We start from the raw sequence: 26,001 nt of genomic DNA on the forward strand, positions 1-26,001 counted from the left end.
TAGCGGGCTATTAGCTGCACTTTCCGCCTTGACCTCACCGCCTCTGAACAACACTCTCATCTGAACAGACTTGATCAGGGGTTCCTTAACTATTGAGACTCAAACATAAATGACAATCGTCATATGTGGCGGTTGCCATTCCCGCGAAAGCGGAAATCCAGAATGTCCTTTCCACACCTGGATTCCGGCTCACGCCCGCTTGGCCGGATTGATGATGAATAAACGTCATTTACGTATAAAATTTTAATTAATACCCCCTGTCCCCGGTGCGGATTCAGTCATCTGTATTCTGGCAATTGAATAATAAAAACCCGATAATCACCGAATCTGACGAGACCTCAAGATACTCAACAGACTATCCATGATGTCCGCTGACACCGCCTGAATAAATGAGCAGCCACCAAAAGAACGCCAGTACCGCGAACAGCACACCAAGAAAGAGCCCGGCACCCCAATTTGAATGCTGTTTCGCATTATTTGCAGGTTCTTCGGTAGTCGCACTTTCTCCATAAACGTCGTTCATAGCTTTAACACCCCGGTAGAAATGGCGTCACGAAGCGAGATCTACCCTGAAACCGCTCGTTAACCGGCCATCCTTCCTGAATTCTTCCATGTCTACGGTATTGCCTCATCGCAAGCATTGGAGCTTGGATATCGGGATATAGCGTTGGTATCACGTGTCGGTGACAATTCGGTAACACTCGGGGCCGGCACCCGGTGAATACCGCCGGTGGGAGCGGCGTCTCGCCGTAAAAGAGAGTTAATTTGCCGCGTATCAGCGCTGGATAAAGAAAGGGGCGGTTCCCACCAATCAGGGAACAGATTTTAGACCCCTAATTTTACGGTAGGTCGGGCTTCGAAGGCCCAGCTCAAGCTACGGGAATTGGCTACGGGTATCGTTGGGCTTCGTATGCTCGGCCCAACCTACGGTTTGACGTGAATCCTTGGGGTGATGCACTGTGCGGTTTTGACATTTGTCTTTCCCGCCAGGATATTCTGATACAGGTGCTGTGTCTCTGGCATCGGATCCACAGCAAGTTCCTGGGCCAAAATGCGTTTGCAGGCGTGAAACTGGGCCAAGGCCTGATCTGGGCGACCGAGTCTAACCAGGTGTTCCATGAGCGTACGGTGAACGCTTTCCCGGCACGGCTCGCGAACCAGGGCCGTGCGGCAGACCCGTGCTGCCTCGGCGTAGCGGCCACATTCCGTGTAGCATTGTGCCATGTCGGCAAGCATTTCCAGGTAGAGTTCGCGCAGCCGCTCGCGCTCTTCGGCACACCAATCCGCGTAGACGTCTTCTTCCAGGTAGTCGCCCCGGTAGAGAGATTCGGCTTCGTTGTAGCGGTGTAGTGCTTCGTCCCACTGCTGTCGACGCTGTAGCGCCCAACCTTCTGCGGTCAGGGTTTCAAAGGTCTCCGCATCCACCGTAACCGCGTCACGCCTGAGCAGGTAGGCGTTTCCGACGGTCTTTAGAATGCCTTCGCCCATGCCGGTGGTACGCAACTGTCGTCTCAAGTAGCACATCGTCACTTTAAGCCGATCCCACCCGCGGCCTTCGTCGATATTGGGCCATATGCAGTCAAAAATACGTTCCCGGTGGATCGGACGACCGACCTGGGTGACGAGAAATTTCAGTAGTGTCACAGCCTGCTTACGTTTCCATTTTTGGAGCGTGACATCACGCCCCCCCACGGCCAGCCCAAAACTTCCGAGTGTGGAGACCTGGAGCTTTCCGCGCGGCAGCATCTGAATGTGCTCTTGCTCTTTTTCGTGCAGAAAAACAATGGCCACCACCGAACCGGTGTGCGACTCCCGGAGCTGCTTTGATATGACGAGTGACGAGATGCTTACCGTGACCCAATTGCCATCCTTGCAGCGTATGCGGCAGGTCGGCACACCGTAAGGCAGATAACTCTGGAAACACCGGAAGAATTCACAATTATTGACACACAAGGGCTCGCCGCCGGGTAGCACCGCCTGCAAAACTTCGCCGCAGGATCGGTCGATCACTTCGCGGAATGCGTAGCCGATTAGCTGTTCTGCCTGTCGGTTCCAAGCGGTGACTTGACAGCGGTGGTCGATAGCGAAGGCCGCATCGGAAGCGAGGTCAATCAATTCACGCACCCTAGTATCCATTCGCCCTCCTGACTCATATTCCTTAATGAGTGAGATCTCGGCCCATCAGTGGTTATTTCAGTCTCTAGCAAGTGGGCCGGTAATTGAAATAATGAATCGCTCCGGTTTCTCCGGAGACTGTCATGCTTGAGTCAGGCCACTTTGGCTGATTCTTGCTTTTTATGATCATACGCCTCTTCGACTTCGGTGGGCAAAATGTTGCCAATCGACTCGAGCAACGGACAGTTGTTGAACTAGTCAATCCAATCGATGGCCGCATATTTAGAACCTATCTAAGAATCCCCCGCGTGCTGTGTTGTACCCCAGAGGCGCGCTGGGTAGGCTGAGAACACCGCCAGCGCGCCTCTGGGGCCAACCCGCAGGGGCCGGGTGCGCGCGGCTCCAGCGCGGTGTTGCAGCTCACTCATTGGGAGTGACCTAAGCACGATCACCGCGCCGGGCGCTGAAACCACGAGCGACCGGCACAGCTCGCGGGGGATTTTGGGATAGGTTCCAGCGACACTCCGATCAAATGTGTCGCGGCCCTCATGAAACCCGAGGGGACGTCCGAGTAGGCCCTCGGGAAACCGGGCCGCCTGACAACCGGGTTGGTCGATTGCCAGCGAGCCATGCCTTGCGGCTAAGCGCTTTTCGGCCTGCTGAAAGTTACATTATGAGTTGCGGGGTACACCAGGGGTGGATTCAGACACCCCCGCGGGCTGCTGCGACCCCTCTCTGGTACCTACCAGGGACTACCAGCCTTCACTTCGCTCTCCATCGCAGGCAGGGTCCGCCAAGGATCATGGTGATGGATCAGCGGTTCCTTAATTTATACGTCCGGAAGGATTATTCCCCCGTTGAACGGGCTCACCCCTTCGGGGCCGCCACTGCGCGGCGTTCTGCGCGGGCTGCACCCGCTGGTCGAACCGTCTGATTGAGAGTCGGAGGTTCGAATGCGCTGGTGTCAAAGGCCACATAGAAAAGGGGACCACAGTGGGTCCCCCTTAAGCTGGCGCGCCCGGAAGGATTCGAACCTCCGACCACCTGGTTCGTAGCCAGGTACTCTATCCAACTGAGCTACGGGCGCTTGAAAGGCGAGCATTATCGGGACCACGCCAAATCCTGTCAACTGCAGCCCCTGAAACTTATCCATTGGCCATACGAGTCCAGCACTCGCGAATTCATGCTTTCATAATCCAGCTATAGCCCGCGAGATATGCGGTCTCGAAAGCACCCCGATCGCGATCGACACGTCTTTGCAGCTTGACAAACCGAATCACACCCGAATAATGCGGGTATGGCAGGAAGCCTAGGGAAGCTCACATTCCAATCGACAGGAGCCAGGATGGCATGTCATCGAGTCTCACTCTCAAGTTTCATCACTCTCTCCACTCTTTGCTTATGCTGGCGGTCGCCGAGTGCGCGCGCCACAGCCGACGATTGAGAAACCGGGTCGGAGAAACCCGGGACAGAGAGCAATTTTCGCAAATATAAGCACAGGCTAATGCGAGAGCTCTGATTCGTTGGAGATTAAAAATCACACGGAGGTGATACATGCCAAGGAAACCGCGCTTCAATCTTCCCTACCACACGCAGCATGTCATTCAACGAGAAAACAAAAGGGAACCCTGCTATTTCTCTGAACAGGACTATCGACGTTATCTCGAGGATCTCAAAGAGACATCAGCAAAGTATGGCTGTCGAATCCATGCTTACGTATTGATGACCGATCATGTGCATTTGTTGGTAACGCCAGATGATGCGCAGGGTATTGGGCAAACGATGCAGGCGCTAGGACGGCGGTATGTTTGCTACGTAAACAAGACTTACCGTCGAATGAGAACCTTGTGGGATGGTCGCTACAAAGCAAGTTTGGTGGATAGTGACAATTACCTGCCCACATGCATGAGCTACATTGAGCTCAATCCTGTGCGAGCACAAGTGGTGTCACATCCTGGTGAGTACCGATGGTCGAGCTGTGGATTCAATGTGCAGGAGTTCGAAAACGAGTATCTAACACCCCATGGCATCTACCAGGACCTGGGCGGTTCCCCATCTGAAAGATGCAGGGGCTATCGAGAATTGTTTCCGTCTCATTTGGATGATGAGATGCTCAACGATCTCCGGGAAGCGCTAAATCATGAGCTGATACTAGGGCGGTCGCACTTCACGGACAAAATAGAACGGGTAACAGGACGTCAGACAAAACCGGGGCGACCATGTGTTGAGGAAGGCATGGCTCAATACGGGGTGTAACTGAATGGCGAATATTAGAAACAATTGCTCTCTGGCCCGGGTTTCTGAACGGGAGCAGACGTGGACGCTGGAAGATGCAGCGGGAGGCAGTTTCGACCTCGATCAGTCTACTGCGTCCGGCTTGATCGGTTTCGATGTCGGGGGAACGGTTGCCGAGATTCATCAAGGCTTCAGCGATTGGGCTCACGCGTACTACTCCGGCGCCCTGTTTGACAATGGGTATCGCGAGGCAGAAGCCGCGCCACCGGCTATGCAACTGGAGGCGGCATGAAGGGACTGCTTGGGTTTTTGTTTCTGATTTCGCCGGCAATCATCGTAGTCGGATGGATCATAGTGACGTGGTTGGGAATCAAATATGGGGCACGGTTTATACGTGGTGCTAGAAGCGGTCGGTCAGCACGAATTGCGCTGCTTATAGTGGGTGTAATTGTTTGGATTTCCGCGTCGTTTTGGTATGGCGGGGGACGGAAGGTCTACTATGACGCGCAGGTTAGGCAGTTGTGCGCCAAGGACGGGGGGGTGAAGGTGTATGAGCAGGTGGTGTTACCGACGGAGTGGTTTGATAAGTGGGAGAACCTGCGAATTCCTGAAAAGACCCGTATGATTTCCAACGATGAGTACTATTATGAGTCGACAACCACTTACTTGCGTCAAGGCAACCCGAAAGTGGTGCGTTACTATACGAAAATAGTTCGAAAGAGTGACGGAAAAGTGTTAGGCGAATCGGTGTATTACGGCAGAGGTGGTGGTGATCTGCCTGGGCCTTGGCACCCGTCGAGTTTCACTTGTCCTAACCCAACAGAGAAACCGTACCTTGAGCCATCTATCTTTCAGAAAGGGAACTTCTGATGAACACCATCAATCAGTATTACGAGCACTCCGAGCTTGCGTTTGGCGCCTATGCTAACCTGAGTGGACAGATGTCAGACGATGCTTATCGCGTAGCTTTACAACAAGACGGTGACGGTATGTCCTCCACCCAAGCCGCCAACTTCGCGTCACATTGGCGCGTTGTGGAGCAGTACAACCACAGCGAGATGATCCCCGAATACGACGAATACGGCATTCCGACCGGGAACCTGGTCGAGTACTCGAACGGATTGTCGGTAACACTTTTTGAAGAGGTGGGGACGGGCAAACAGGTCGTCGCAATTCGTGGCACACAGGACATGCAGGATTTGGGTACGAACGTCATCGATATCGGAATACTTGGCACGCCGGAGCATCAGGATCAGTACAAGGCGCTTGTAGCGAAAATCGATGAATGGCTTGACGGCGGCAAGCTTCACGATGGGTTTGATGTAAGCGGGCATTCATTGGGGGGGTTTCTCGCCACTGGATTGGCGATTCAATACGGCGGTTCTGTGAATGAAGCGTACCTCTACGATGCCCCAGGTTTGGGCGGTCTCACCGGCAACCAAACCGTGGCCGAGCAGGTCTGGACGGCGCTATCTCCAGATGGCGGTTTGTCTGGCGGGGAGACGACACCGATCCACAATATCGTCGCAACCTGGGATCCGGTGTCCGAAATCGGACTCGCGGTGGCGGAGCCGGTTACTATTTCGATCGAATCGAATGCCAACCCCATACACAACCACTCCATAGTGACACTCACCGATGCCCTGGCCGTCTACAATCTTTTCTCGCGGATGCAGGCGACAATTGAGACTGAAATGGTCAGCGATGTCCTGCGCGCGGTGTCAAGTTCAAATGCCAATACTCTGGAAGCGACAGTAGCCGCGATTGGCGGGTTGTTCGGCCAGCAGTACCCGGCGACCGAATACGACCGTGACACGCTTTACCAGAACATTGCGAATCTGCGCACGATGCTGCCGGCCGAAGCCACCCTGCAGGTGAACTCGCTTGTTAACAGTGACGCCTCACAGACAGCCAATCTGGCCCAGACCGACATCGCCTACCGCTACGCCCTGGTTCATCTCAACCCCTTCGCCGTGATCGGCGCTGACTATACAACCCACAACCAGAACGGCGAGCTGGACTTGTACGATCCGCAGACGGGTCACGGCAGGCTCACCGGGCAGTACCTCGAAGACCGCGCCAGGTTCCTCGCGGTGAAGAACGCCTGGTGGATTGCAGATGGCCCGGCGGATGCGGCGCCCACCCGGGACTTGGCGGGACAGTACCGCGACAAGACGCAGCTGTTGACGCTCACAAACGCAGCGAGCGGCGCGACGGTCTATCCCAAGTACGTCTTCGGTGACGTGGGGGATGATCGGGATATTCGAGGGGGGGAGTTCGGTACCTATGTCGATCACCTCTACGGTGGTGGTGGCAATGACACGCTGCAAGGCTATGGCGGCAACGATTACCTCGAAGGCGGCACCGGCAACGACAGGTACATCTACAACCGCGGTGATGGTATCGACACCATTGTCGACATCGACGGTGTGGGCAGCATAGTCGTTGACGGGTTGGCGTTGAGCGGCGGCTCACGGATTGCTGAGAACCTCTGGCAAAGCAACGACGGTGAGCACACCTATGCCCTCGATGGTGATCTCGACAACGGCGGTACGCTGATCATCGATAGTAAGTTGCGGGTCGAGCATTTTCGCAACGGTCGACTGGGCATCACGCTTAGCGATGAGGTTCAGCCGTTGCCAAAACCGCATGAGCTGATCGGAACCGAGAGTAACGACCTACGCTACGACGGGTACTTGTTCTCCACGCCGGATGAGCTGGATGCCCATCTCTATGACGACATCTCCGCCGAGGGATTGGGTGGCAACGATTGGATCGGGACGTTGTATGGTAACGACCGCATCAATGGCGGATCTGGCAACGACTGGATTGTCAGCTACGAGGGCGACGATGTCGTTGTAGGCGGTAGCGGGAACGATGCCATCTTCACGGCCCTCGGCAAAGACATCGTGGATGCGGGTGAGGGCGACGATGTGGTGGTCGATGCGCACGAGTACATTGAAGAGATTACCGATCGCGGCGGGTGGCTTACCTTCCCCAGCATCCATGAGTTGGTGTGGCAGGATGCCGGCTGGCGATTCGCGATCGACCGTGATCCCGATCTGGCGCTCAACTCGCAGAGTGAGATGGACTTCACCTACCGGCTGCTGCCGCCGCAAACTGAGTTCAGTGGGATCTCAACAGATCATCATGCGATGCCCTTCACCTATGCACCCACCACGGGTCAGAGCGGGGTGATCAGCTACCAGTCCGGTTCGTCGCCGGATTTTTACACTCTGACCAGCATCCGTAGAGAGACATTGGATACAGAGCCAAACTGGTTCTCGGGCGGCAGCGGCGATGATCTGCTGATCGGCAACGCGGGGGACGATACATTGCTCGGTGGCGCGGACAATGACCGGTTAGCCGGTTTCTATGGGGCAGATATCTTGTTGGGAGGCGCGGGGGACGACGAGCTGTTGGGGCAGCAGGGAAATGACCATATAGACGGGGGCGCCGACAACGATACCGCCTACGGTGGTTCCGGATGCGACACCCTCTACGGCGGCAGTGGGAACGATACGCTGTACGGCGACAACGGCAACGACAGTGCGGGTTCCGATGATCATCTCTATGGTGGTGTGGGCGACGACCGTTTGTATGGAAATGGCGGCAACGACATGTTGCAAGGCGGGACGGGTAACGACGAGCTGTATGGCGGCAACGGCGACGATCAACTCTACGGTGGTGACGGCAACGACCGGCTGAACGGGGGCGCGGGCAATGACGTGCTGGTGGGTGGTCCGGGGAACAATGTACTCACGGGAGGCAGCGGCGCGGATACTTTCATCATTCAAAGCGGATCGGGTAACGACGTCATTACCGATGGCGATCGCAGCGACACGATCGTTCTCGGCGCAGTCGATGCGTCCGCGTTGCAAGCGACACTCGCTTACGGTGCGGACGGCAATGCCGTACTCAATCTCAATCTGTCTCAGAGTGGTACGCTGCAAATTGCAGGCGGTATTGCGGGCGCGGTTCAGAACTACCAACTGGGCGCACAGAGCCTGACCCCCGCCGAGTTGATCGGCACCTACATGACGCAATCGTACGAGTTCTCGTTAAGCGAACCCGGGGAGGCCTGGCTGGGAAGCGGTGATGACACGCTGATCGGCAGCGCGGGCGATGATCATCTGCATGCCCACGGGGGAAACGACATCCTTGTAGGCGGCGCGGGCGACGATCACCTGTTCGGAGGTGACGGCGTGGATCGCTACCGCATTGGCCCGGGATCGGGGCGCGATGTAATCGACGAAACTCAAGGCGGGTCATCGGTTCTGGAATTACTGCCGGGCGTGACGCTCGATGAGTTGTCGTACATGCGCATTGGGCAAGATCTGATTGTCAGTCTGCCGGGTGCGAATGATGGCGCGGTATTGCGTGGTTTTTTTGAACGCGACCAGTCGTGGGCGCTGGAAGATGCAGCGGGAGGCAGTTTCACGCTCGATCAGGCTGCTGCTTCCGGCTTGATCGGTTTCGATATCGGGGGAACGGTTGCCCAGATTTATCAAGGCTTCAGCGATTGGGCTCACGCGTACTACTCCACCGCCTTGTTTGCCAATGGGTATCACCAGCAAGCGGACGGTGCGTACCAGAAGGAGAATGTCGCTGTGTTCCAGGATGACGACGGCACGGGGATACTGCATTCGACCTATCACGTGACCATCGACACAACGATAGAGACACCCACAGAGTCGCTGTACGAGCGCACACTACCGGCCACATCGACCACCTTCCTTGGCGAAGCCGTTCAGGTTGAGCTGGGTGTCCGGCACAAATATCGTGATTATGAAGCGGTCCAGCAGATTGTCGATGTGCGCTTCGGGGAGGCAGACGATACCTTTCGCTTTCACAATACGGGCTACGGCGCGTTCAATCTGGTCGACGGAGGTGCGGGCAACGACACATTGGATGCCGGGCTTATGGAGTCATCGAAGCACGTCTACTCCAATTCCGGTGTCATGACAGTGCCTGGCAGCGATTGGGTCGACGCGGAATATATGCCCGGCAGTCTGCTGTGGGGCAATGAGGGTGACGACCGACTCTATGGCAGCATCGGCATGGATGTGCTGATGGGCGGCGATGGCGATGACTCTATGTTTGGAGGCATGGGCGGCGATGTTTATCGCATCCAGAGCCTGACCGGGATGGATACGCTTTTTGAGGACGGTTGGGAGGCCTCGCCGGATTCCGGAATGGATACATTGGTTCTGCCCGAGGGGGTCACCGAAAGCGATCTGAGCTATTCCCTCGGTACGACCATGGCTTCGAGCTTGTACATGCCTGATAGCGCCAATGAGCGTGTCTGGTCGGAGCACGCGACCTTCACAATCAACTGGACCGACAATGATGGGATCACGATCGTGCTGCCCCACAGCGATCAGCGGGCGGGGCTTGGTCTGGACTATGTGGAGTTCGCCGATGGCCACCGAATAGCGTTTGCCGGTCTGCTGGACATTGCGGGTTTTGCGCCCGAGTTGGATGCACACTCGGACGGGGACGTTCTGACGGGTAGCGGTATCGTGTATGGAGGGGCCGGTGACGATGTGCTGACGGCGGTATCCCTGGGAGGGCCCTCTTCGTCACGCGTGGACGGTCCTGTATCGGATATTGCCGTGCTGGCGGGGGGCGAAGGAAGGGATGTTCTCGTCGGCAGCGAAAGCGGCGATGTGTTGCTCGGAAGCTCCCTCATAGAAGATTTTTCACTGGATTTTCGTCGATTCGTTACAGACCTTTCCGACGAAGGCAATATTTATCAGGGTGGTGGGGGCAATGACAGTATCTGGGCCACTGCCGGATCGGATCTGTTTCTGTTCGATGTGGGTGACGGGTATGACCGCATTACCGATCTGTTCCATGATGAGGCGCTCGGAAACTGGGACGACGCCGAGGCGGTGGAATCAGGGCTCATGGAGCAGTTGCTGGCCGGCAGCGATATCCTGCGCTTTGGCAGCTCAATTGCGGCATCGGATATCGAAGTTCTGTGTCTGGAGAATCATCTTATCTTCCAGCACACAAACGGACAGGATGCCGTGGAGTTCGAACACTGGGGCGATGCCGTGATCAATCAACTGACGCGTGTCGAGTTCGCCGACGGAACCGTGTGGGATCGCGAAGATATCGCGGCATTGCTCGACGGTCGGCCAATAAACGTTGCACCGGTTGTCGGTGCTGCGCTGCCTGAGTCCCTCACCGTGCGGGAGGACGAAGCCTTCCAGTTCACCATCCCGAGCGATGCATTCATCGACGAGGATGGCGACACTTTGACGCTGGCGGCAACCCTGACCGACGGAGGCACGCTGCCCGGATGGCTGAACTTCGATGCCGCCACTGGAATGCTGACCGGTACACCGGCGCAGGGCGATGTCGGAGGTCTGGGTATCACCATAATCGCCAGCGACCCGAGTGGAGCCAGCGCGTCTCAGGAATTGACGCTCGATGTGCAGAACGTCAACGATGCACCGGCGGCGAACGCGCCGCTGCCCGCATCGCTGTCCATCAACGAGGACGAGACCTTTGCCTTTGTCGTTCCAGCCGACACCTTCAACGACGAAGACGGCGAAGCATTGACGTTGACGGCGGCGCTGACCGACGGCGGTGCGCTTCCCGACTGGCTGGACTTCGATGCCGCCACCGGTACCCTGTCCGGCACGCCGGCACAGGGCGATGTCGGTGGGCTGGCCCTCCGCATCACCGCCAGCGATCCGAGCGGAGCCAGCGCGTCCCAGGATCTGACGCTCGATGTGCTGAACGTCAACGACGCACCAGTGGCGGACGTGACCATTTCCGATCAGCAGGCCCGGGGAGGCGATCCGTGGAGTTTCAGTCTGCCCGCGGACAGTTTCGTGGACGAAGATCCCGGTGACGCGTTGACCTATGAAGTGATCCGGGCAGACGGCCAACCGTTGCCCAACTGGCTGAGTTTCGATGCGGCAACCCATACCTTGAGCGGTACGCCACCCCTCGATCAGGCGGGCGGGTTTTCTCTGCGCGTCACAGTGACGGATCAGGCAGGTGCCGTGGCCAGTCAGACCTTTACCCTGGAGGTCCAACCGGGCTTGCCGTTGGTGGAAGGTGATGCCGGCAACAATTTCCTCTGGGGCGGAAACAACGCGGCGCTGATCAAAGGAGGTGCCGGCCACGATACCCTGATCGGTGGGCGCAGTGACGATATCCTGGATGGCGGAACCGGCAACGATCTCCTCACCGGAGGTTTGGGTGGCGATCGTTATCGTTTCGGACGCGGTGGGGGGCACGACCGGATTGTCGAGTTCGACCTATTGGGCAGTGATACCGATGCGCTGCTTTTCGGCACGGACGTTGGTGCCGAACAGCTTTGGTTCGAGCGCAACGGACTCGATCTGAACATTGGCATTATTGGCACGGACGACCGGATCGGCGTGACCGGCTGGTATCTCTCTTCGAGGATGCAGGTCGAGGCGTTCCATACCGCCGATGGCCACACTCTGTTGAGCAGTCAGGTCGACGCCCTGGTGAGTGCGATGGCCGCCTTCTCACCGCCGGCGGCGGGCCAGACCACGTTACCGCCCGAGTACCAAACCGCGCTCAGTCCGGTCATTGCCGCTAACTGGCAGTAGTTCACCCGCCCGGAATGGCTGCCGGGAGATGATCATGAATCGATTCGCTTTTATGGAGAGGATCATCAAGCAGTAGCCATTTCAATCGCGAAAACCCGGTGAATCGACCGCAGGGGGATCGCGAGTGAAAGAACCACGGATGGCAGGGAAGGCATGGCCCCAGGGACGCATACAAAAAACGAGTTGAATCTTGTCGAACCGCCGACGGACCGGATTGCCGCTCCGGTAACGAAACCGGACGCCGGCCTCACCTGTTTGGTGATGATGGCCCGGCTGCACGGCGTGGCGGCCGACCCCGCTCAACTGGCACACGAATTCGCTGTGGATGGCGAGCCGTTTCGTACTGCCGATATCCTGCTCGCCGCGCGGAAACTGGGGCTTAAGGCCAAAGCGGTCAAAACCGATGTAACCCGGCTCGGCAGAACACCGTTGCCTGCCATGGCGGTCGGAGAAAAGGTTGGGGGTACGCCCGAGTTTTTCCTCCTGGCCCGGGTCGACGCCGATCAGGCGCTGATCCAGTCTCCGCTCGCGGGGCGCCCCGAGACACTCAGCCTGCCTGACTTGCAGGATCGCTGGAGCGGCGAGCTGATCCTGTTCGCCTCGCGCGCGTCGTTGGCCGGAGAGCTGGCCAGGTTCGATTTCACCTGGTTCATACCGGCGATCGTGAAATACCGCAGGCTCCTCGGCGAGGCGCTGCTGGTCTCCTTCGTGCTGCAACTCTTTGCGCTTGTTACTCCTCTGTTCTTTCAGGTGGTGATGGACAAGGTGCTGGTGCATCGCGGCTTTACTACGCTGGATGTGATCGCGGTCGGACTCACCGTGGTGGTGCTTTTCGAGGTCACGCTCACGGCGCTGCGCAGCTACGTGTTCGCCCATACCACAAGCCGCATCGACGTGGAGCTGGGAGCTCGACTGTTCCGTCATTTGCTCGATCTGCCGCTGGCCTATTTCCAGGCCCGGCGCGTGGGTGACTCGGTGGCGCGGGTGCGTGAACTGGAGAACATCCGCTCGTTTCTCACCGGTAACGCGGTCACTCTGGTGCTGGACCTGCTCTTTTCTGTCGTGTTCATCGCCGTGATGTTTCTCTACAGCGGCTGGTTGACGCTGATCGTGGTGCTCTCGCTGCCCATGTATGTCCTGCTTTCGCTGATCTACACACCCGTTCTGCGCGCCCGCCTGCACGAGAAGTTCAATCGCGGCGCGGAGAACCAGGCCTTTCTGGTGGAGACCATCAGCGGCATCGATACCGTAAAGAGCATGGCGGTCGAGCCCCATTGGACGCGCAAGTGGGACAATCAACTCGCCGCCTACGTGGCGTCGAGTTTCAGAACCGCAACAGTCGGAACGCTGGCCAACGGCGGGGTGACATTGATCTCCAAATTGGTGACGGTGGCCACTCTGTATCTGGGTGCCAAGCTGGTTATCGAGGGTCAGCTCACCGTGGGTCAGCTTATCGCCTTCAACATGCTCGCGGGTCAGGTGGCTCAGCCGGTGATGCGCCTGGCGCAGTTGTGGACCGATTTTCAACAGACCGGGATCTCTGTGCAGCGCCTGGGCGATATTCTCAACACCCGTACCGAGGTGGCTGGCAATAAGGGTGCCCTGCCTCCGTTGGCGGGACGGGTAACCTTTGATGGGGTGTTCTTCCGCTACCGGCCCGAAAGCCCGGAGGTGCTGAAGAATATCTCACTCGGTATTGCACCCGGCGAGGTGATCGGCATCGTCGGCCGTTCCGGCTCGGGCAAGAGCACGCTCACCAAGTTGATTCAACGCCTTTACGTACCTGAGCGCGGCCGCGTGCTGGTGGACGGCATGGATCTGGCGTTGGCCGACTCCGGTTCCCTGCGCCGGCAGATCGGCGTGGTGCTGCAGGAGAACGTGCTGTTCACCAGATCGATCCGCGACAATATCGCCCTCGCTGATCCAGGGGCACCGCTGGAAGCGGTAATTCAAGCGGCGAAACTGGCCGGTGCCCATGAGTTCATCCTGGAGCTGCCCGAGGGCTATGACACCTTGGTCGGCGAGCACGGTTCGACACTCTCCGGTGGTCAGCGTCAGCGCATCGCCATTGCCCGCGCGATGATGACCAATCCGCGCATCTTGATCTTCGATGAAGCGACCAGCGCGCTCGATTACGAGAGCGAGCGAGTTATCCAGAACAATATGAAAGCGATCTGTCGTGGGCGCACGGTGATTGTCATCGCGCACAGACTTTCTGCGGTGCGCGAGTCCAACCGCATTCTGGTGATGGATCACGGACAGATCGTGGAGTCGGGTACTCACGTTGAGCTGCTGCGTCATGAGGCGGGGCACTACGCGCGACTCCACCGATTGCAGACGGGTTAGATGAAGTGTCTATCACCTCGCTTTTCAATGCCCCCGTAAAGCTTGCCCGCTCCCTGGGGCGAGAGGGCAACCGGATTGCGTCAACTCACTGGATTTCCGCCTGTGCGGGAAAGACCGACACAGGTGTCTTTAAGACCGTTTGTGCAGTAGTGATAACCGGTAGTGCAGGCGAATGAACAGTCTGCGCTGGTGCGTCACCCGCGATGTCCTGAGGCGCTACGTCGAGGCGTTCCGGCTAGCCTGGTGTCGCCGGGGTGAGATGAAACCCATCGAACGGCTGCCGCACGAAGCGCAGTTTCTGCCTGCCGTGCTCGCCCTGCAGGAGACACCAATCTCCCCTGCGCCGCGTGCGGCGATGTGGATGCTCATTGCCTTCGCTGCTGTTGCGTTGTTATGGGCGAGCTTCGGACGTATCGATGTCGTGGCCACGGCTCAGGGGCGGATCGTACCCAGTGGTCGCACCAAGACCCTCCAGCCCTTTGAGACCGCGGTCGTCACGGCTATCCATGTCAGCGATGGGCAATCGGTAAGGGTGGGGGAGATTCTGATTGAATTCGATGCAACGGTTGCGCGTGCCGACGAGTCCCGTATCCGGAACGATTTGGGCGCTGTGCGCCTGCAGGTGGCAAGGGGGCAAGCGTTACTCGCAGTTCTTGCACGCCTTTCCCACCCAGTTACTATGAACGCCGAGCCGTACGTTTCGTGGCAACCAATTCGCCCCGGGTGTAAGGCAGCTATCCGTCGCGAACAGAATGCTGGAACCACATACATCTCGGCGCACGCGGCTCCCGAGGCCAGCTTTCCGGAACGTCAGTACGGCCTGTTTTCTGATGGCGGCGATAACTGTGGAATGACGGCTGTGGACGCCGCGGGAGGGGAAGAGCTGGCACGTCCTGCGGGGGTGGACGATGCGGTGTTCGCTGAAGCACGGAGGTTGCTGGCGGGGCAGATTGCTGAGTTCGTCGCCAAACTGAAAAGGATCGAGGCTGAAATAGCACGTCGCGAGGCTGAACTACGCTCAACACGGGAGTTGGTGGGTAAACTGGAAAGGACGGCGCCAATCGCCCGGCAGTTGGCAGACGATTTCAGGCGCCTCGCGGAACGCAAAGCCGTTGCCAGCCACGTTGCACTGGAACACGAGCGGGTGCGCATCGAACAGGAGGCCGATCTCGCCAGCCAGAGGAGCCGTCTGAATGAAATTCGCGCGGCCCTGCGAGCAATTCGTGGGCAACGCGCGGAACTAATTGCCGAGGCAAGCCGAATCACGCTGGACACAATCACCGAAGGTGAAAGGCAGGCCGCGGCACTGGAACAGGAGTTGATCAAGGCCGAAACCCGCACCCGGCTCATGCGCCTTACCTCTCCGGTGGAGGGCACGGTGCAGCAACTGGCAGTGCATACCGTGGGTGGCGTGGTAACGCCGGCGCAACCGTTGATGATCATTGTACCGCGCGATAATTCCTTGGAGATCGAAGCTCAGATTGACAACAAGGACATCGGGTTCGTCAGGCCGAATCAGCCGGCGGAGGTAAAAATAGAAACCTTCCCCTATACCCGGTATGGGACGATCCCGGCCACGGTGACGTCGGTTTCACGGGATGCGATGAACGACGAGCAACGTGGGCTGGTCTACTCGACCCGTGTCAGGATGGCGAAGCCGACAATCAACGTCGATGGTGCCGAGGTGAGGCTTGCCCCCGGTATGGCGACGTCGGTGGAGATCAAGACCGGAAAACGGCGCGTGATAGAGTATTTTCTCTCGCCGCTGATCCAGTACGCCAGGGAGAGCTTTCGCGAGCGGTGAGCTGCGGTGCGTCGCGCCAAGGCATGCTCCTGTTGACTTGTCACCCAGCCTGGGGACAGGCACCGTGGGAACGGTGATCCGCCTGTGCGTACCCACTAACCCATCACCCCTCGGCAGCCCGGCTTTGTTGCGACGCCGCAATTGCGGTTAAACTACACCGCTCGTTCAACTGCATGTATCACCCGGTGCGACTCAAAGGCATTTATGAAATACCAAACCGACGATCTACGAATTCGCGAACTCAAAGAACTGGCTGCGCCTGAGCAGCTTGTCAGCGCCTTTCCCGTTACCGAGAAGGCTTCCGAGACGGTCTATCAGGGGCGACGTGATATCCATCGTATTCTGCGCGCGGAGGACGATCGCCTCGTGGTGGTGGTGGGGCCGTGTTCGATTCACGATGTCGAAGCGGCACGGGAGTATGCGCAGCGCCTGGTCAAGGTTCGTGGTCGAGTCGGGAAAGAGCTGTGCATTGTTATGCGGGTCTATTTCGAGAAGCCCCGGACCACCGTCGGCTGGAAGGGTTTGATCAATGACCCGCATCTGGATGGCAGCTTCGAGATCAACGACGGGCTGCGTTTGGCGCGTCACCTGCTGGTGGACCTGGCCGACATGGGATTGCCGGCGGGCACCGAATACCTGGATCTGATCAGCCCCCAGTATGTGGCCGACCTCATTGCCTGGGGTGCGATCGGGGCGCGTACTACGGAGAGCCAGGGTCACCGCGAACTGGCTTCGGGTCTGTCGTGTCCGGTGGGCTTCAAGAACGGTACGGCGGGTGCGGTGCAGATTGCCGTCGATGCCATTCGATCCGCGGCGCACTCCCATCATTTCCTCTCGGTGACGAAAGAGGGGCACTCGGCGATCTTTGCCACCTCCGGTAACGACGATTGCCACGTGATACTGCGGGGGGGGTCGCATCCGAACTACGATCCGGCCGGCGTGGACGATGCCGCGGCGCTGCTGGCGACAGCGGGGTTGCCGGCGCGCATCATGATCGATTGCAGTCATGCCAACAGCCGCAAACGGCCGGATCGCCAGGTCGACGTGGCGCGCGCGGTGGCGATGCAGGTCGCCCGCGGCGATCAGCGCATCTTCGGGGTGATGCTGGAGAGCCATCTGGTGGCGGGCAGCCAGTCGGTGGAGGCGGGCAAAGAACTGATCTACGGGCAGAGCGTCACCGATGCCTGCATGGGCTGGCAGGATACCGAAATGCTGCTGGGTGAACTGGCGGAGGCGGTGCGTGCCCGCCGGCAGTTGGTAAAGTCGAGCGGTTAACATGATAGGAAAGTGGATGAAAGCGCTTGGCTTGGTGGCCCTGAGTGGTCTGGTACTGCTGGCGGAATCGGTGTCAGCAGACGCGGTGGTCTTTCTCTATCATCGCTTCGGCGAGGATCGTCACGCCTCCACCAATGTGCGCCTCGAACAGTTCGAGGCGCATCTCGATTATCTGGATCGCAAGGGCTTTGCAATCTGGCCGCTTGACCGAGTCGTCGCGCATCACCGCGAAGGCCGCGATATCCCGGATCGGACCGTGGTGATCACGGTCGACGACGCCTATCTCTCTGTCTACACCGAGGCCTTTCCGCGGCTTAAGGCGCGCGGCTGGCCCTTCACCGTCTTCGTCAGCACCCAGGCGGTCGACCAGCGCCTGGCCGGTTTCATGACATGGGAGCAGATGCGCGAGATGGGCGAGCATGGCGTGAGCTACGGCAATCACGGCGTCACGCACGACTATCTGGTGCGCCGAAAAACAGGCGAAACCGATTCCCAGTGGCGCGAGCGCATGCAGTGGGAGCTCGACCGGGCGCAACAGCGGCTGAGCGAGGAACTGGGTGTAGAGGAGAAGCTCTTCGCCTATCCCTACGGTGAGTACGACGAACCGCTGGCCAACCTGGTACGGGATTCCGGTTACGTCGCGTTTGGTCAACATTCCGGCGCGGTGGGTCGCTACGCAGACCCGAGAGCGCTGCCGCGGTTTCCTATGGCGGAGGCTTTCGCGCCGATTGAGCAATTCGCGAACAAGGCAGACAGTCTTGCCTTGCCCGTACGGCAGGCGACACCGTGGAATCCCATTATCGCGAATGAGAATCCACCCCGACTGGAACTGCAGTTGGAGAAGCGCCTGCCGCGCGCGAAAGAGATGCGCTGCTATGTAACCGGTCAAGAACCTGCCGAGTTGCAGTGGCTCGATACTGCGTACACCAGGATCGCGGTACGCGCACGCGCAGCCCTGGCTCAGGGACGGAGTCGTTACAATTGCACGGTTCCCGGTCCCCAGGGACGTTTCTACTGGTACAGCCACCTGTGGTTGGTGGTGAAACAGTAGGTCTGGATCGCGATTGAAATCGCCCCTACCAAATCACTGGCATCGCCTGTAGGAGCGGCTTCAGCCGCGAAGGGTTTCAATACGGTGGTGTAGGAGCGGTTTCAACCGCGAAGAGCATGCCGTAATACGGTGCCGTATTACGATCAGAAATGAATTTTCGCCAAGGAGGGCGATAGCGATATGCCGGTCAAACCATGGGGCACGGGTCCCGGTCATCGTTCGTTACGACGTGGCCGGTGGTCTTTACCGCATCATGCCTATCTGATTACGACGGTCACCCACGAACGAAATCCTATTTTTCGCGACCTGTGTGTCGCGCGCATTCTGATCCACGAAATGCGTTACCACGAGCAGTCAGGCTGGCTTCGGTCCTTGGCTTGGGTGGTGATGCCGGATCACCTGCATTGGCTGTTCATATTGGAGCGATCCTGTTCGCTCGCGCAGTTGATCAAGTCACTCAAGGGGAGATCGGCCCGCAGCATCAATGGGGGCCTGCGGCGCAGTGGTCGTGTCTGGCAACAGAGCTTCCATGATCACGGTGTGCGCGATGACGAAGACCTGCGGGTGCTGGCGCGATACGTGGTGGCCAACCCGCTGCGGGCCGGATTGGTTGAGAGGTTGGCGGAGTATCCCCATTGGGATGCTGTCTGGCTGGATTGATCGCGAATGAATTCGCTCCTACGGGGAGCGTGCGGTTGTCGTAGGAGCGGTTTCAACCGCGAAAGGGGTGTGGGCGACGCACGGACGATAGGATCGCGAATGAATTTGCTCCTACAGGATGCGCGGTTGTCGTAGGAGCGGTTTCAACCGCGAAGGGGGTGTAGCAACGCTCGGGCGATGGGATCGCGAATGAATTCGCTCCTACGGGGAGCGTGCGGTTGTTGTAGGAGCGGTTTCAACCGCGAAAGGGGTGTGGCGACGCTTGGGCGATGGGATCGCGAATGAATTCGCTCCTACGGCTCCGACAGCTCGGCCCACAGATCGTGCTCGTCCGAGTCCACCACCCGCACTTCGCACCAGTCGCCTGGTTTGAGGTCGCTTCCCTGCTCGATTATCACGGTGCCGTCCACCTCCGGCGCGTCGGCGGTGCTGCGCCCGAAGGCCTGCTCTCCTGCGACCTCGTCCACAAGCACTCTCAGGCGTCGATCTCGTTTGGTGGCCAGCCTGTCGCGGCTGATCTCCGCCTGCAGTTCCATCAACCGGGCCTGCCGTTCCAGCTTTACCTCCTCGGGTACCGGATCGGACAGATCGTTGGCCGGAGCACCTTCCACGGGCGAGTAGGTAAAGCAGCCGACGCGATCCAGCTTGGCCTTGCGCAAAAAGGCAAGAAGCTGATCGAATTCAGCGTCGGTTTCGCCGGGGTAACCGACGATGAATGTGCTGCGCAGCGTGATGTCGGGGCAGATTTCGCGCCATCGATCGATGCGAGCCAGCATATCCTCTTCGTTGGCGGGGCGGCGCATCGAACGCAGGATACGCTCGTTGGCGTGCTGCAACGGCACATCCAGGTAAGGCAGGATCTGGCCGTCGGCCATCAAGGGCAATAGTTCATCGACATGCGGGTAGGGATAGATGTAGTGCAGCCGGATCCAGACCCCCAGACTGCCCAGCGCCTGCGCCAAATCAAACATGCGGGTTTTGATGGGGCGCCCGTTCCAGAAACCGCTGCGGTGACGCACATCCATGCCGTAGGCGCTGGTGTCCTGGGCGATGATCAGCAGCTCTTTGACGCCGGCGTTGACCAAAGCTTCCGCCTCACTCATCACCTCGCCGATGGGCCGACTGACCAGATCGCCCCTGAGCTGGGGGATGATGCAGAATCGACAGCGGTGATTGCAGCCCTCCGAGATCTTGAGATAGGCGTAGTGACGCGGGGTCAACTTCAGGCCCTGCGCAGGGATCAGCGCCACGTGGGGGTGTTCGGGGGGCGGTTGGTGCTGGTGTACGGCGGCCATCACCTCCTCGTAGGCCTGCGGTCCGGTGACAGCCAGCACCTGGGGAAAGGCTTCCCAGATACGTCCGGCGTTGGTGCCCAGGCAGCCGGTGACGATGACTCGTCCGTTTTCCGCCAGCGCCTCGCCGATGGTGTCGAGGGATTCCTCGATTGCGCTATCGATAAAGCCGCAGGTGTTGATGATTACCAGATCGGCCCCTTCGTAGCTGGGGGCGATCCCGTAACCTTCAGCCCGCAGTCGGGTGATGATGCGTTCCGAATCTACCAGTGCCTTGGGGCAGCCCAGGCTGACGAAGCCGATGGCGGGCGATGCGTGTCGGGGCATGACGGAAACCGGACTAAGGTTTGTCCGCCGTGGTCAATCTTAGATTGACCATGTCGTTCAGTTTGTTGATACGAATGAGTCGACGGATCTCCTCGACGTAGGCCTCGCCACGACTGGAGTAGCGGACCAGTCCGGCCGCGAGTTCGTGGGCATCGAGCGGCTCACCTGCCTGGCGCATCGCGGCCCGCAGTTGGCGCAATTCCTGGTAGGCATGGCCGACATTGATATTGAAGAGGTAGGAACGCACCGCCCGCCGCAGGGATGGATAAGCACGGACCGCATGTTTCGCCCCTTCATCACGGTCGATGGGGGCCATGCCGGCCCGCCGCTTGTAGGTCCAGACGCCAAAGAGGTTGTTGGCGTTCTGCGCAAAACGCGATGTGCCCCAGCCGCTCTCGTTGGCGGCCTGGGCCAATACCAGCCCGGCAGGAACCACGTCAACGCGTCGCATCAGGGATTCGCGAAACAGACGCGAATTCAGGTCCCCCGTGACTCGATAATGTTTTGCAATGTCTTCGATGGCAGCCGCGACCTTGCTGTCGGGCGCCAAAGGCCCGTCGCGAAAGGCTTGCTTGATGAAATCGCGTTGCTCCCGAATGATGCGGTTCTCCATGGCTACCAACGGGAGCAGGGTACGAAAGAAAACCGATTTCTTCTTGCGTACATCGAGCTGATCGAGATCGAGGGGGAGTGCCGTCACTTCGAGGGGTGGTATCTCCACGCTGGCATCGAACGGCCACTTGAAGTCCAGGTCCTGGAACAGTGCATCCAGCTCTTCGGCGGACCGCGTATGGATCGCCAGTACGTTGATTCCTTTGCGCTCCAGAAGCGTTGTACCCGATGCAGAAAGAGGCAGGTAGTCGAAAGAGGAACGCTCGGGGGGCGATGGTTCGATACGCGCGTGGGGCTGCGAAAGGGGCACGATGATCGAGGTGGCAAGCACGCCGCAGAGCGCGAGCAAACCGATGGCGGAGCTGTTTGGTCGCATAGTTACCCTTGCCCGAAACCCAGGGAGTCTAGATGCCCGTCTGAGCGAGGCGCTCGGTGGCGCGCGACAGGCGTCCGATCAATGTCCGCAAGAATACCTTATGGAAGTTGAGCTGGCACGACAGCGAGGTCTGATCGATGTGCGTAGAGGTGACCTTCATGACGGCCACATCGGAATTGGCCACGATGCTCGCGATGCGTTTGGTCTTGGCGACATAGCCCATTTCGCCGAAGCAATCGCCCAGGCCGAGCGAGCCGATCACCGATTTCCCTTTCTTTACCTGAACCTCGCCGGTGGTGATGATGTAAAAAGCCTCGTCGATCTCGCCCTCGATGAGGATCTCCTCCTCGGGGCCGAACTCCATCCAGGTACTGGCCCGGATCACCTCCCAGATTTCCGACTCCGGAAAGTCGCGAAAGAACCTAAGCTCCCGAACGGCAAGGAATTTTTCCTGGCTGGAGATCTCCTGTTCGGGTTGATCCAGGGTGGTGAAGGCATCGCTGAGCGCAGCGGCGAACTCCGCCCCGGTCTGAAAGCGCACCTTGCGATCCTTGGCGATGGCCTTCAGCACAATGGCCTCCAGCGGTTCGGGGATGTCTGGTCGCAACTGGCGCGGCGATCTTGGATCCTGATTGGTGATCTTGTGGATCAGCTGAGAAAAGCTGGTGGCGGCAAACGGGTGCTTCCCGGTCAGCATCTCGTACATCACCACACCGAGGGAAAAGAGATCCGTCTGATGATTGAGCTCCTCCTCGCGCACCTGCTCGGGCGACATATAGAGCGGTGATCCCACCAGACCCATGGGTTGGGTAAGGGTCATATCGGGTTCGTTGACATAGGCGATGCTGAAATCCGCCAGCTTGACCTCCATATCCGGGGTCAGCAGGATGTTGCTGGGCTTGATATCGCGGTGAATGACCCCTTTGCTGTGAGCGTAGTCGAGTGCCCGTGCGCAGCGAAAAATGATTTCGATCACTTTCTCGATGGGGAGCAGGGTATCCGGCTTGATGTGGCCTTTGAGCGTGCCGCCCCCCTCCACGTACTCCATTACGATGTAGAAGCAGTCATCCTCGACGCCGGCATCGTACATCTCCAGAATGCTCGGATGGTGCAGCATCCCCGCCGTCTGCGCCTCATTGAAAAACATCCTTTGATAGAGCTTGCCGTATTGCTTATCCTGCAACACCTTGGAATGGGCCACCTTGATCGCCACCGGACGGTTCCCGAACGAGTCGTCAGCGAAGTAGACCGCACCCATACTGCCGCGGGCGATGGCCATGACCAGTTCGTATTTACCGATTTTGTCGGGTATGTCTTGGTCTTGCAGAGGTTTTTGTCCTGGTTCTTCCGCCATAGCGCTGTCGTCGAAGGGGAGATCGGACATTATACGGTAGCGAAGTTATGGGGGCTATGCGGCATGACTAAAACTGTGACTGCGTTTTAACGAGTTCCCAGTATCGCCGGGTCGTAGAGGGATGATAAAAAGGGCTGAGCCGGGCGTTTTGTCTTCTGTGTCGATGGGAAAAGGTTGTTACATTGCCTTGCAGTGGCGGTCTGACCGGGAGCGCAAGCAACGCCCCGAAGTCAGCTTCACGATGGCGTGAGAAACAAAGAAATGGGACCCTTGCAACTGAGAAGAGCATTCAACCCGGATTATCTAGTAGTTTTTATTGTTTTCGCGTTTCAAACTGTTTCGGCCTTTCGTCACGGGGTAAGTACTTCGTACTGGGTGCTATTTATTCTGGGTGTTTGGTATCTCCTCAGAAAGAAGATTGGTCTGCAGCGCGAAATCAAAATATTCGCGCTCCTGCTGCTTGTTTACCTGGCGTGCATATTGCCATCGTACCTATACGTGGATAACTGGGAGGGGTCGCTAAAACAAACCCGGAAAATACTCCTGTTAGTGCTACTTCCGGTTTTTTATCACATGTTTCTTGTATCGAAATCGCGTGTTCAAAACCTCTTGCTGGGGTCGTCCCTCGCCGGGATAAGTTTCATGGCGGTGGCCAGTTACGAAGTCTATGTCCTTGGATATCCTGCTGCGAAAGGACCCTACAACCAGATCATGTTCGGCAGCATGGCGGTGACCAGCGCACTGATAGCCCTCACATGGCTTCTAAATGCGAAGTATGGGTGGGAAAGAATTGCTGCTGCCGGGGGGGGTGTTCTATGCCTTGTTTCGGCGGTGCTCTCAACATCGCGGGGTGCGTGGCTTGGTTTGATGTTCGGTGCCGTCGTTGTTTTGCTGTTGAACCGGCCGGAAAACGCGAGGAAGCGTACGCTGGCGCTTGCCAGTGGCGGGCTATTAGTGGCGGCAATTTTCTTTTTTGTCAGGGATCTGGTGATAGAGAGGTTGGCTCAGGCATACACGGATTTTCAGCTGTTAATAAGTGGCACCAGTATGCAGACTTCTTTGGGTCAACGGTGGCTGATGTGGAAAACAGCGCTTGAAATGTGGATGAGCAGTCCTATCGTGGGTATTGGAGTTGGCGATTATCAGTATGAACTCGCCGAGAAGATGAGCAGGGGTGAAACAGATCTTGGCGTTCTACATGGCTATGCACACAACATCTATCTGGAAGCATTGGCCACCACTGGCATAGTGGGTCTTGTGGGTCTTCTGACGGCATTGGTTGTGTATCCCCTGACGATGTACTTACGTTTCTATCGGCGGACCAGCATCGGTACGGAAGCAAATCAAGGATCGGTACTGGGTATAATGATCACAGTCGTTTTTGCTGTATTCGGACTTACGGAAAATTGGACGGCACATTCGCAGCTCATTATGTATTTTGCTTTAATGCAGGCGGTCTGTTTATCAGTGATCGCTCGGAACTACGATCGATCCAGTTGATTCCCGGATGATGCTGAGATCAAACAACTTCCCGCCGGGCATAAGCGTTGTACTCCCGAATTACAATGGCAAACACCTGATGGAGAAGAATATTCCATCGATTCTAAAGGCGTTGGATCAGGTTGATATGCCGTGGGAAATAATTGTCGTGGATGATTCGTCCACCGACGACAGCATTGTTTTTCTGCAGTCCTGCTACCCGCAAATAAGTGTGGTGGCGAGCAGTGTGAATCGTGGGTTTTCAACTACCTGCAACAACGGTATAGCACGAGCAAAATATAAGTACACTTGCATAAGCAATACTGACGTGACTTTTGCGGAAAACTATTTTGAAGTTTGTATCAGCGCACTAGAAAAGGGCGAGCTGTTTGCGGTAAAGGGCAGTATCGTCAATTATATAGATGATCCCGGCAAAGTGCTAAATATAGAGCGTTCTACGCTTATGTTTTTTAAGAGGGGATTCTTCAAATTCAAGACACGCGAGGAGATCCCCGGCAAGGGCTACAAATATGAGCTGTCTAAGCTGGGATGCTGCTTTGTCTGCAGGACATCGGACTTATGGATCCTTGATGGTTTCGACGAAATATTCACGCCCTACTATTGGGAGGATTGTGACTTAGCTGTTCGTGCGATTAAAAGTGGGATGATAGTCAAATATCTTCCAGAAGCGATCGTTTGGCATCAACTAAGTTCGACCATTGGCGCACACCGATCGCGCACAAATAGAAAAATAGTGTCCAACAGGAACAAGTTTATATTTACCTGGAGACATATGGATACTGCGATGGAATGGAGAGTGCACTTGCTATTTTTGGCGGGTTCATTACTCACGAGATGGGTAGCTATGGATTGGCAATATTACGTGGGACTGTTCTATGCCGTGGGACGATTACTTGGAAAGAGAAGAGAGAAAACACTCGCATTCTATGTGACGGCAGACCAATAAAAACAGTCGAGTAGGACTGTGCAGGGTCTCGGAGATCGGCATGAGTGTGGCAAATAACGCACGAGACAAAAGAAATACCCACAACCTAAACCAAGGACAAATATGAAGGCATCTCTGATTAAGTCCCAAAGTTTGCGACAATACACGCATTATTTGGAACCGGTAGAAAACGATGAAACAGCAAACATTTGCCGCGGGGGAATTTGAGCAATTTCGAAAACCAACCCGGCGAGAGAAGTTTCTCTCGGAGATGGATGCTGTGGTTCCATGGGATCAGCTTTGTGAGCTCATCGAACCCCACTACCCCAAAGCGGGAAACGGGCGCCCCCCCATTGAACTGGAACGGATGTTGCGCATCTACTTCCTCCAACACTGGTTCAACCTGTCGGATCCAGGCGCCGAGGAAGCGTTGTATGAATCTCGCTCCATGTGTCTTTTCGCCGGCATTGACCTTGGGCGTGAGCCGGTTCCCGACGAGACGACGATTCTCAATTTTCGTCATCTGCTGGA

16 protein-coding genes and 1 tRNA gene are annotated in these 26,001 nt (G+C 57.5%); 12 read left to right on the forward strand and 5 right to left on the reverse strand.

Annotated features, from left to right (window positions below):
* Nucleotides 1–924: 924 nt before the first annotated feature.
* Together DWQ09_12585 and DWQ09_12590 are read right to left on the reverse strand one after the other, a co-directional pair.
* The gene (locus tag DWQ09_12585) at nucleotides 925–2,136 is read right to left on the reverse strand and encodes a PAS domain S-box protein (GenBank protein ID KAA3627972.1); all 1,212 of its coding nucleotides are present in this window, start codon (nucleotides 2,134–2,136) and stop codon (nucleotides 925–927) included.
* Nucleotides 2,137–3,125: 989 nt separating this feature from the next.
* Nucleotides 3,126–3,202: transfer RNA gene (locus DWQ09_12590), tRNA-Arg, on the reverse strand.
* A 467-nt stretch (nucleotides 3,203–3,669) separates the two neighbouring features.
* Between DWQ09_12590 and DWQ09_12595 the strand changes: the two genes are divergently transcribed.
* The 9 genes from DWQ09_12595 to DWQ09_12635 all read left to right on the forward strand — a co-directional run bounded on the left by DWQ09_12595 (nucleotide 3,670) and on the right by DWQ09_12635 (nucleotide 19,084).
* Nucleotides 3,670–4,371, forward strand: a complete 702-nt coding sequence (locus tag DWQ09_12595) for a transposase (protein ID KAA3627973.1) — start codon at nucleotides 3,670–3,672, stop codon at nucleotides 4,369–4,371.
* A gap of 4 nt (nucleotides 4,372–4,375) precedes the next feature.
* Entirely contained in the window at nucleotides 4,376–4,642 is a 267-nt protein-coding gene (locus tag DWQ09_12600; GenBank protein KAA3627974.1) for a hypothetical protein, read from the forward strand.
* Nucleotides 4,639–5,220: a hypothetical protein gene (locus tag DWQ09_12605; GenBank protein KAA3627975.1), complete on the forward strand. Its 582-nt coding sequence runs from the start codon at nucleotides 4,639–4,641 to the stop codon at nucleotides 5,218–5,220. Before DWQ09_12600 ends, DWQ09_12605 begins: the two co-directional genes overlap by 4 nt.
* Nucleotides 5,220–11,948, forward strand: coding sequence for a hypothetical protein (locus DWQ09_12610; protein ID KAA3627976.1), 6,729 nt, complete (start codon nucleotides 5,220–5,222; stop codon nucleotides 11,946–11,948). The genes DWQ09_12605 and DWQ09_12610 overlap by 1 nt, the downstream gene beginning before the upstream one ends.
* 153 nt (nucleotides 11,949–12,101) lie before the next feature.
* On the forward strand, nucleotides 12,102–14,294 hold the full coding sequence (locus DWQ09_12615) for a type I secretion system permease/ATPase (protein ID KAA3627977.1): 2,193 nt from the start codon (nucleotides 12,102–12,104) through the stop codon (nucleotides 14,292–14,294).
* Nucleotides 14,295–14,466: 172 nt separating this feature from the next.
* Entirely contained in the window at nucleotides 14,467–16,098 is a 1,632-nt protein-coding gene (locus DWQ09_12620; protein KAA3627978.1) for an HlyD family type I secretion periplasmic adaptor subunit, read from the forward strand.
* 204 nt (nucleotides 16,099–16,302) lie between these two features.
* Nucleotides 16,303–17,373 carry a 3-deoxy-7-phosphoheptulonate synthase gene (locus DWQ09_12625; GenBank protein ID KAA3627979.1) on the forward strand — a complete coding sequence of 357 codons (1,071 nt, stop codon included), beginning with the start codon at nucleotides 16,303–16,305 and terminating at the stop codon, nucleotides 17,371–17,373.
* A 1-nt stretch (nucleotide 17,374) separates the two neighbouring features.
* Nucleotides 17,375–18,424 carry a hypothetical protein gene (locus DWQ09_12630; GenBank protein ID KAA3627980.1) on the forward strand — a complete coding sequence of 350 codons (1,050 nt, stop codon included), beginning with the start codon at nucleotides 17,375–17,377 and terminating at the stop codon, nucleotides 18,422–18,424.
* A gap of 180 nt (nucleotides 18,425–18,604) precedes the next feature.
* Entirely contained in the window at nucleotides 18,605–19,084 is a 480-nt protein-coding gene (locus DWQ09_12635) for a transposase (GenBank protein ID KAA3627981.1), read from the forward strand.
* 293 nt (nucleotides 19,085–19,377) lie between these two features.
* Here DWQ09_12635 and DWQ09_12640 read toward each other — a convergent pair whose 3' ends face one another.
* From DWQ09_12640 to DWQ09_12650, 3 genes are read right to left on the reverse strand one after another with little or no spacing between them, the layout of a single operon-like run.
* Complete coding sequence (locus DWQ09_12640) at nucleotides 19,378–20,703, reverse strand: 30S ribosomal protein S12 methylthiotransferase RimO (GenBank protein ID KAA3627982.1); 1,326 nt, start codon at nucleotides 20,701–20,703, stop codon at nucleotides 19,378–19,380.
* A 13-nt stretch (nucleotides 20,704–20,716) separates the two neighbouring features.
* A complete protein-coding gene (locus DWQ09_12645; GenBank protein ID KAA3627983.1) occupies nucleotides 20,717–21,691 on the reverse strand; it encodes a hypothetical protein in 975 nt (324 codons plus the stop codon).
* A gap of 28 nt (nucleotides 21,692–21,719) precedes the next feature.
* Nucleotides 21,720–23,075: a serine/threonine protein kinase gene (locus tag DWQ09_12650; protein KAA3627984.1), complete on the reverse strand. Its 1,356-nt coding sequence runs from the start codon at nucleotides 23,073–23,075 to the stop codon at nucleotides 21,720–21,722.
* A 231-nt stretch (nucleotides 23,076–23,306) separates the two neighbouring features.
* On the opposite strand from DWQ09_12650, the gene DWQ09_12655 reads away from it, so the two are divergent.
* The 3 genes from DWQ09_12655 to DWQ09_12665 all read left to right on the forward strand — a co-directional run.
* Nucleotides 23,307–24,545, forward strand: coding sequence for an O-antigen ligase family protein (locus DWQ09_12655; protein ID KAA3627985.1), 1,239 nt, complete (start codon nucleotides 23,307–23,309; stop codon nucleotides 24,543–24,545).
* A 7-nt stretch (nucleotides 24,546–24,552) separates the two neighbouring features.
* Nucleotides 24,553–25,491 carry a glycosyltransferase gene (locus tag DWQ09_12660; GenBank protein KAA3627986.1) on the forward strand — a complete coding sequence of 313 codons (939 nt, stop codon included), beginning with the start codon at nucleotides 24,553–24,555 and terminating at the stop codon, nucleotides 25,489–25,491.
* Between the two features lie 172 nt (nucleotides 25,492–25,663).
* Nucleotides 25,664–26,001 (forward strand): transposase (locus DWQ09_12665; GenBank protein ID KAA3627987.1); only part of this gene is annotated, 338 nt, incomplete at its 3' end.

The sequence above is a fragment of the Pseudomonadota bacterium genome (assembly GCA_008501635.1).
Lineage (GTDB): Bacteria > Pseudomonadota > Gammaproteobacteria > QQUJ01 > QQUJ01 > QQUJ01.

What these genes read in the sequence shown, in the direction of transcription:
- DWQ09_12635 (KAA3627981.1), top strand. Translation starts at nt 18,605, where the DNA reads ATGCCGGTCAAACCATGGGGCACGGGTCCCGGTCATCGTTCGTTACGA.
- DWQ09_12625 (KAA3627979.1), top strand. Translation starts at nt 16,303, where the DNA reads ATGAAATACCAAACCGACGATCTACGAATTCGCGAACTCAAAGAACTG.
- DWQ09_12655 (KAA3627985.1), top strand. Translation starts at nt 23,307, where the DNA reads ATGGGACCCTTGCAACTGAGAAGAGCATTCAACCCGGATTATCTAGTA.
- DWQ09_12605 (KAA3627975.1), top strand. Translation starts at nt 4,639, where the DNA reads ATGAAGGGACTGCTTGGGTTTTTGTTTCTGATTTCGCCGGCAATCATC.
- DWQ09_12595 (KAA3627973.1), top strand. Translation starts at nt 3,670, where the DNA reads ATGCCAAGGAAACCGCGCTTCAATCTTCCCTACCACACGCAGCATGTC.
- DWQ09_12640 (KAA3627982.1), bottom strand. Translation starts at nt 20,703, where the DNA reads ATGCCCCGACACGCATCGCCCGCCATCGGCTTCGTCAGCCTGGGCTGC.
- DWQ09_12610 (KAA3627976.1), top strand. Translation starts at nt 5,220, where the DNA reads ATGAACACCATCAATCAGTATTACGAGCACTCCGAGCTTGCGTTTGGC.
- DWQ09_12645 (KAA3627983.1), bottom strand. Translation starts at nt 21,691, where the DNA reads ATGCGACCAAACAGCTCCGCCATCGGTTTGCTCGCGCTCTGCGGCGTG.
- DWQ09_12660 (KAA3627986.1), top strand. Translation starts at nt 24,553, where the DNA reads ATGATGCTGAGATCAAACAACTTCCCGCCGGGCATAAGCGTTGTACTC.
- DWQ09_12600 (KAA3627974.1), top strand. Translation starts at nt 4,376, where the DNA reads ATGGCGAATATTAGAAACAATTGCTCTCTGGCCCGGGTTTCTGAACGG.
- DWQ09_12620 (KAA3627978.1), top strand. Translation starts at nt 14,467, where the DNA reads ATGAACAGTCTGCGCTGGTGCGTCACCCGCGATGTCCTGAGGCGCTAC.
- DWQ09_12630 (KAA3627980.1), top strand. Translation starts at nt 17,375, where the DNA reads ATGATAGGAAAGTGGATGAAAGCGCTTGGCTTGGTGGCCCTGAGTGGT.
- DWQ09_12615 (KAA3627977.1), top strand. Translation starts at nt 12,102, where the DNA reads ATGGCCCCAGGGACGCATACAAAAAACGAGTTGAATCTTGTCGAACCG.
- DWQ09_12585 (KAA3627972.1), bottom strand. Translation starts at nt 2,136, where the DNA reads ATGGATACTAGGGTGCGTGAATTGATTGACCTCGCTTCCGATGCGGCC.
- DWQ09_12650 (KAA3627984.1), bottom strand. Translation starts at nt 23,075, where the DNA reads ATGTCCGATCTCCCCTTCGACGACAGCGCTATGGCGGAAGAACCAGGA.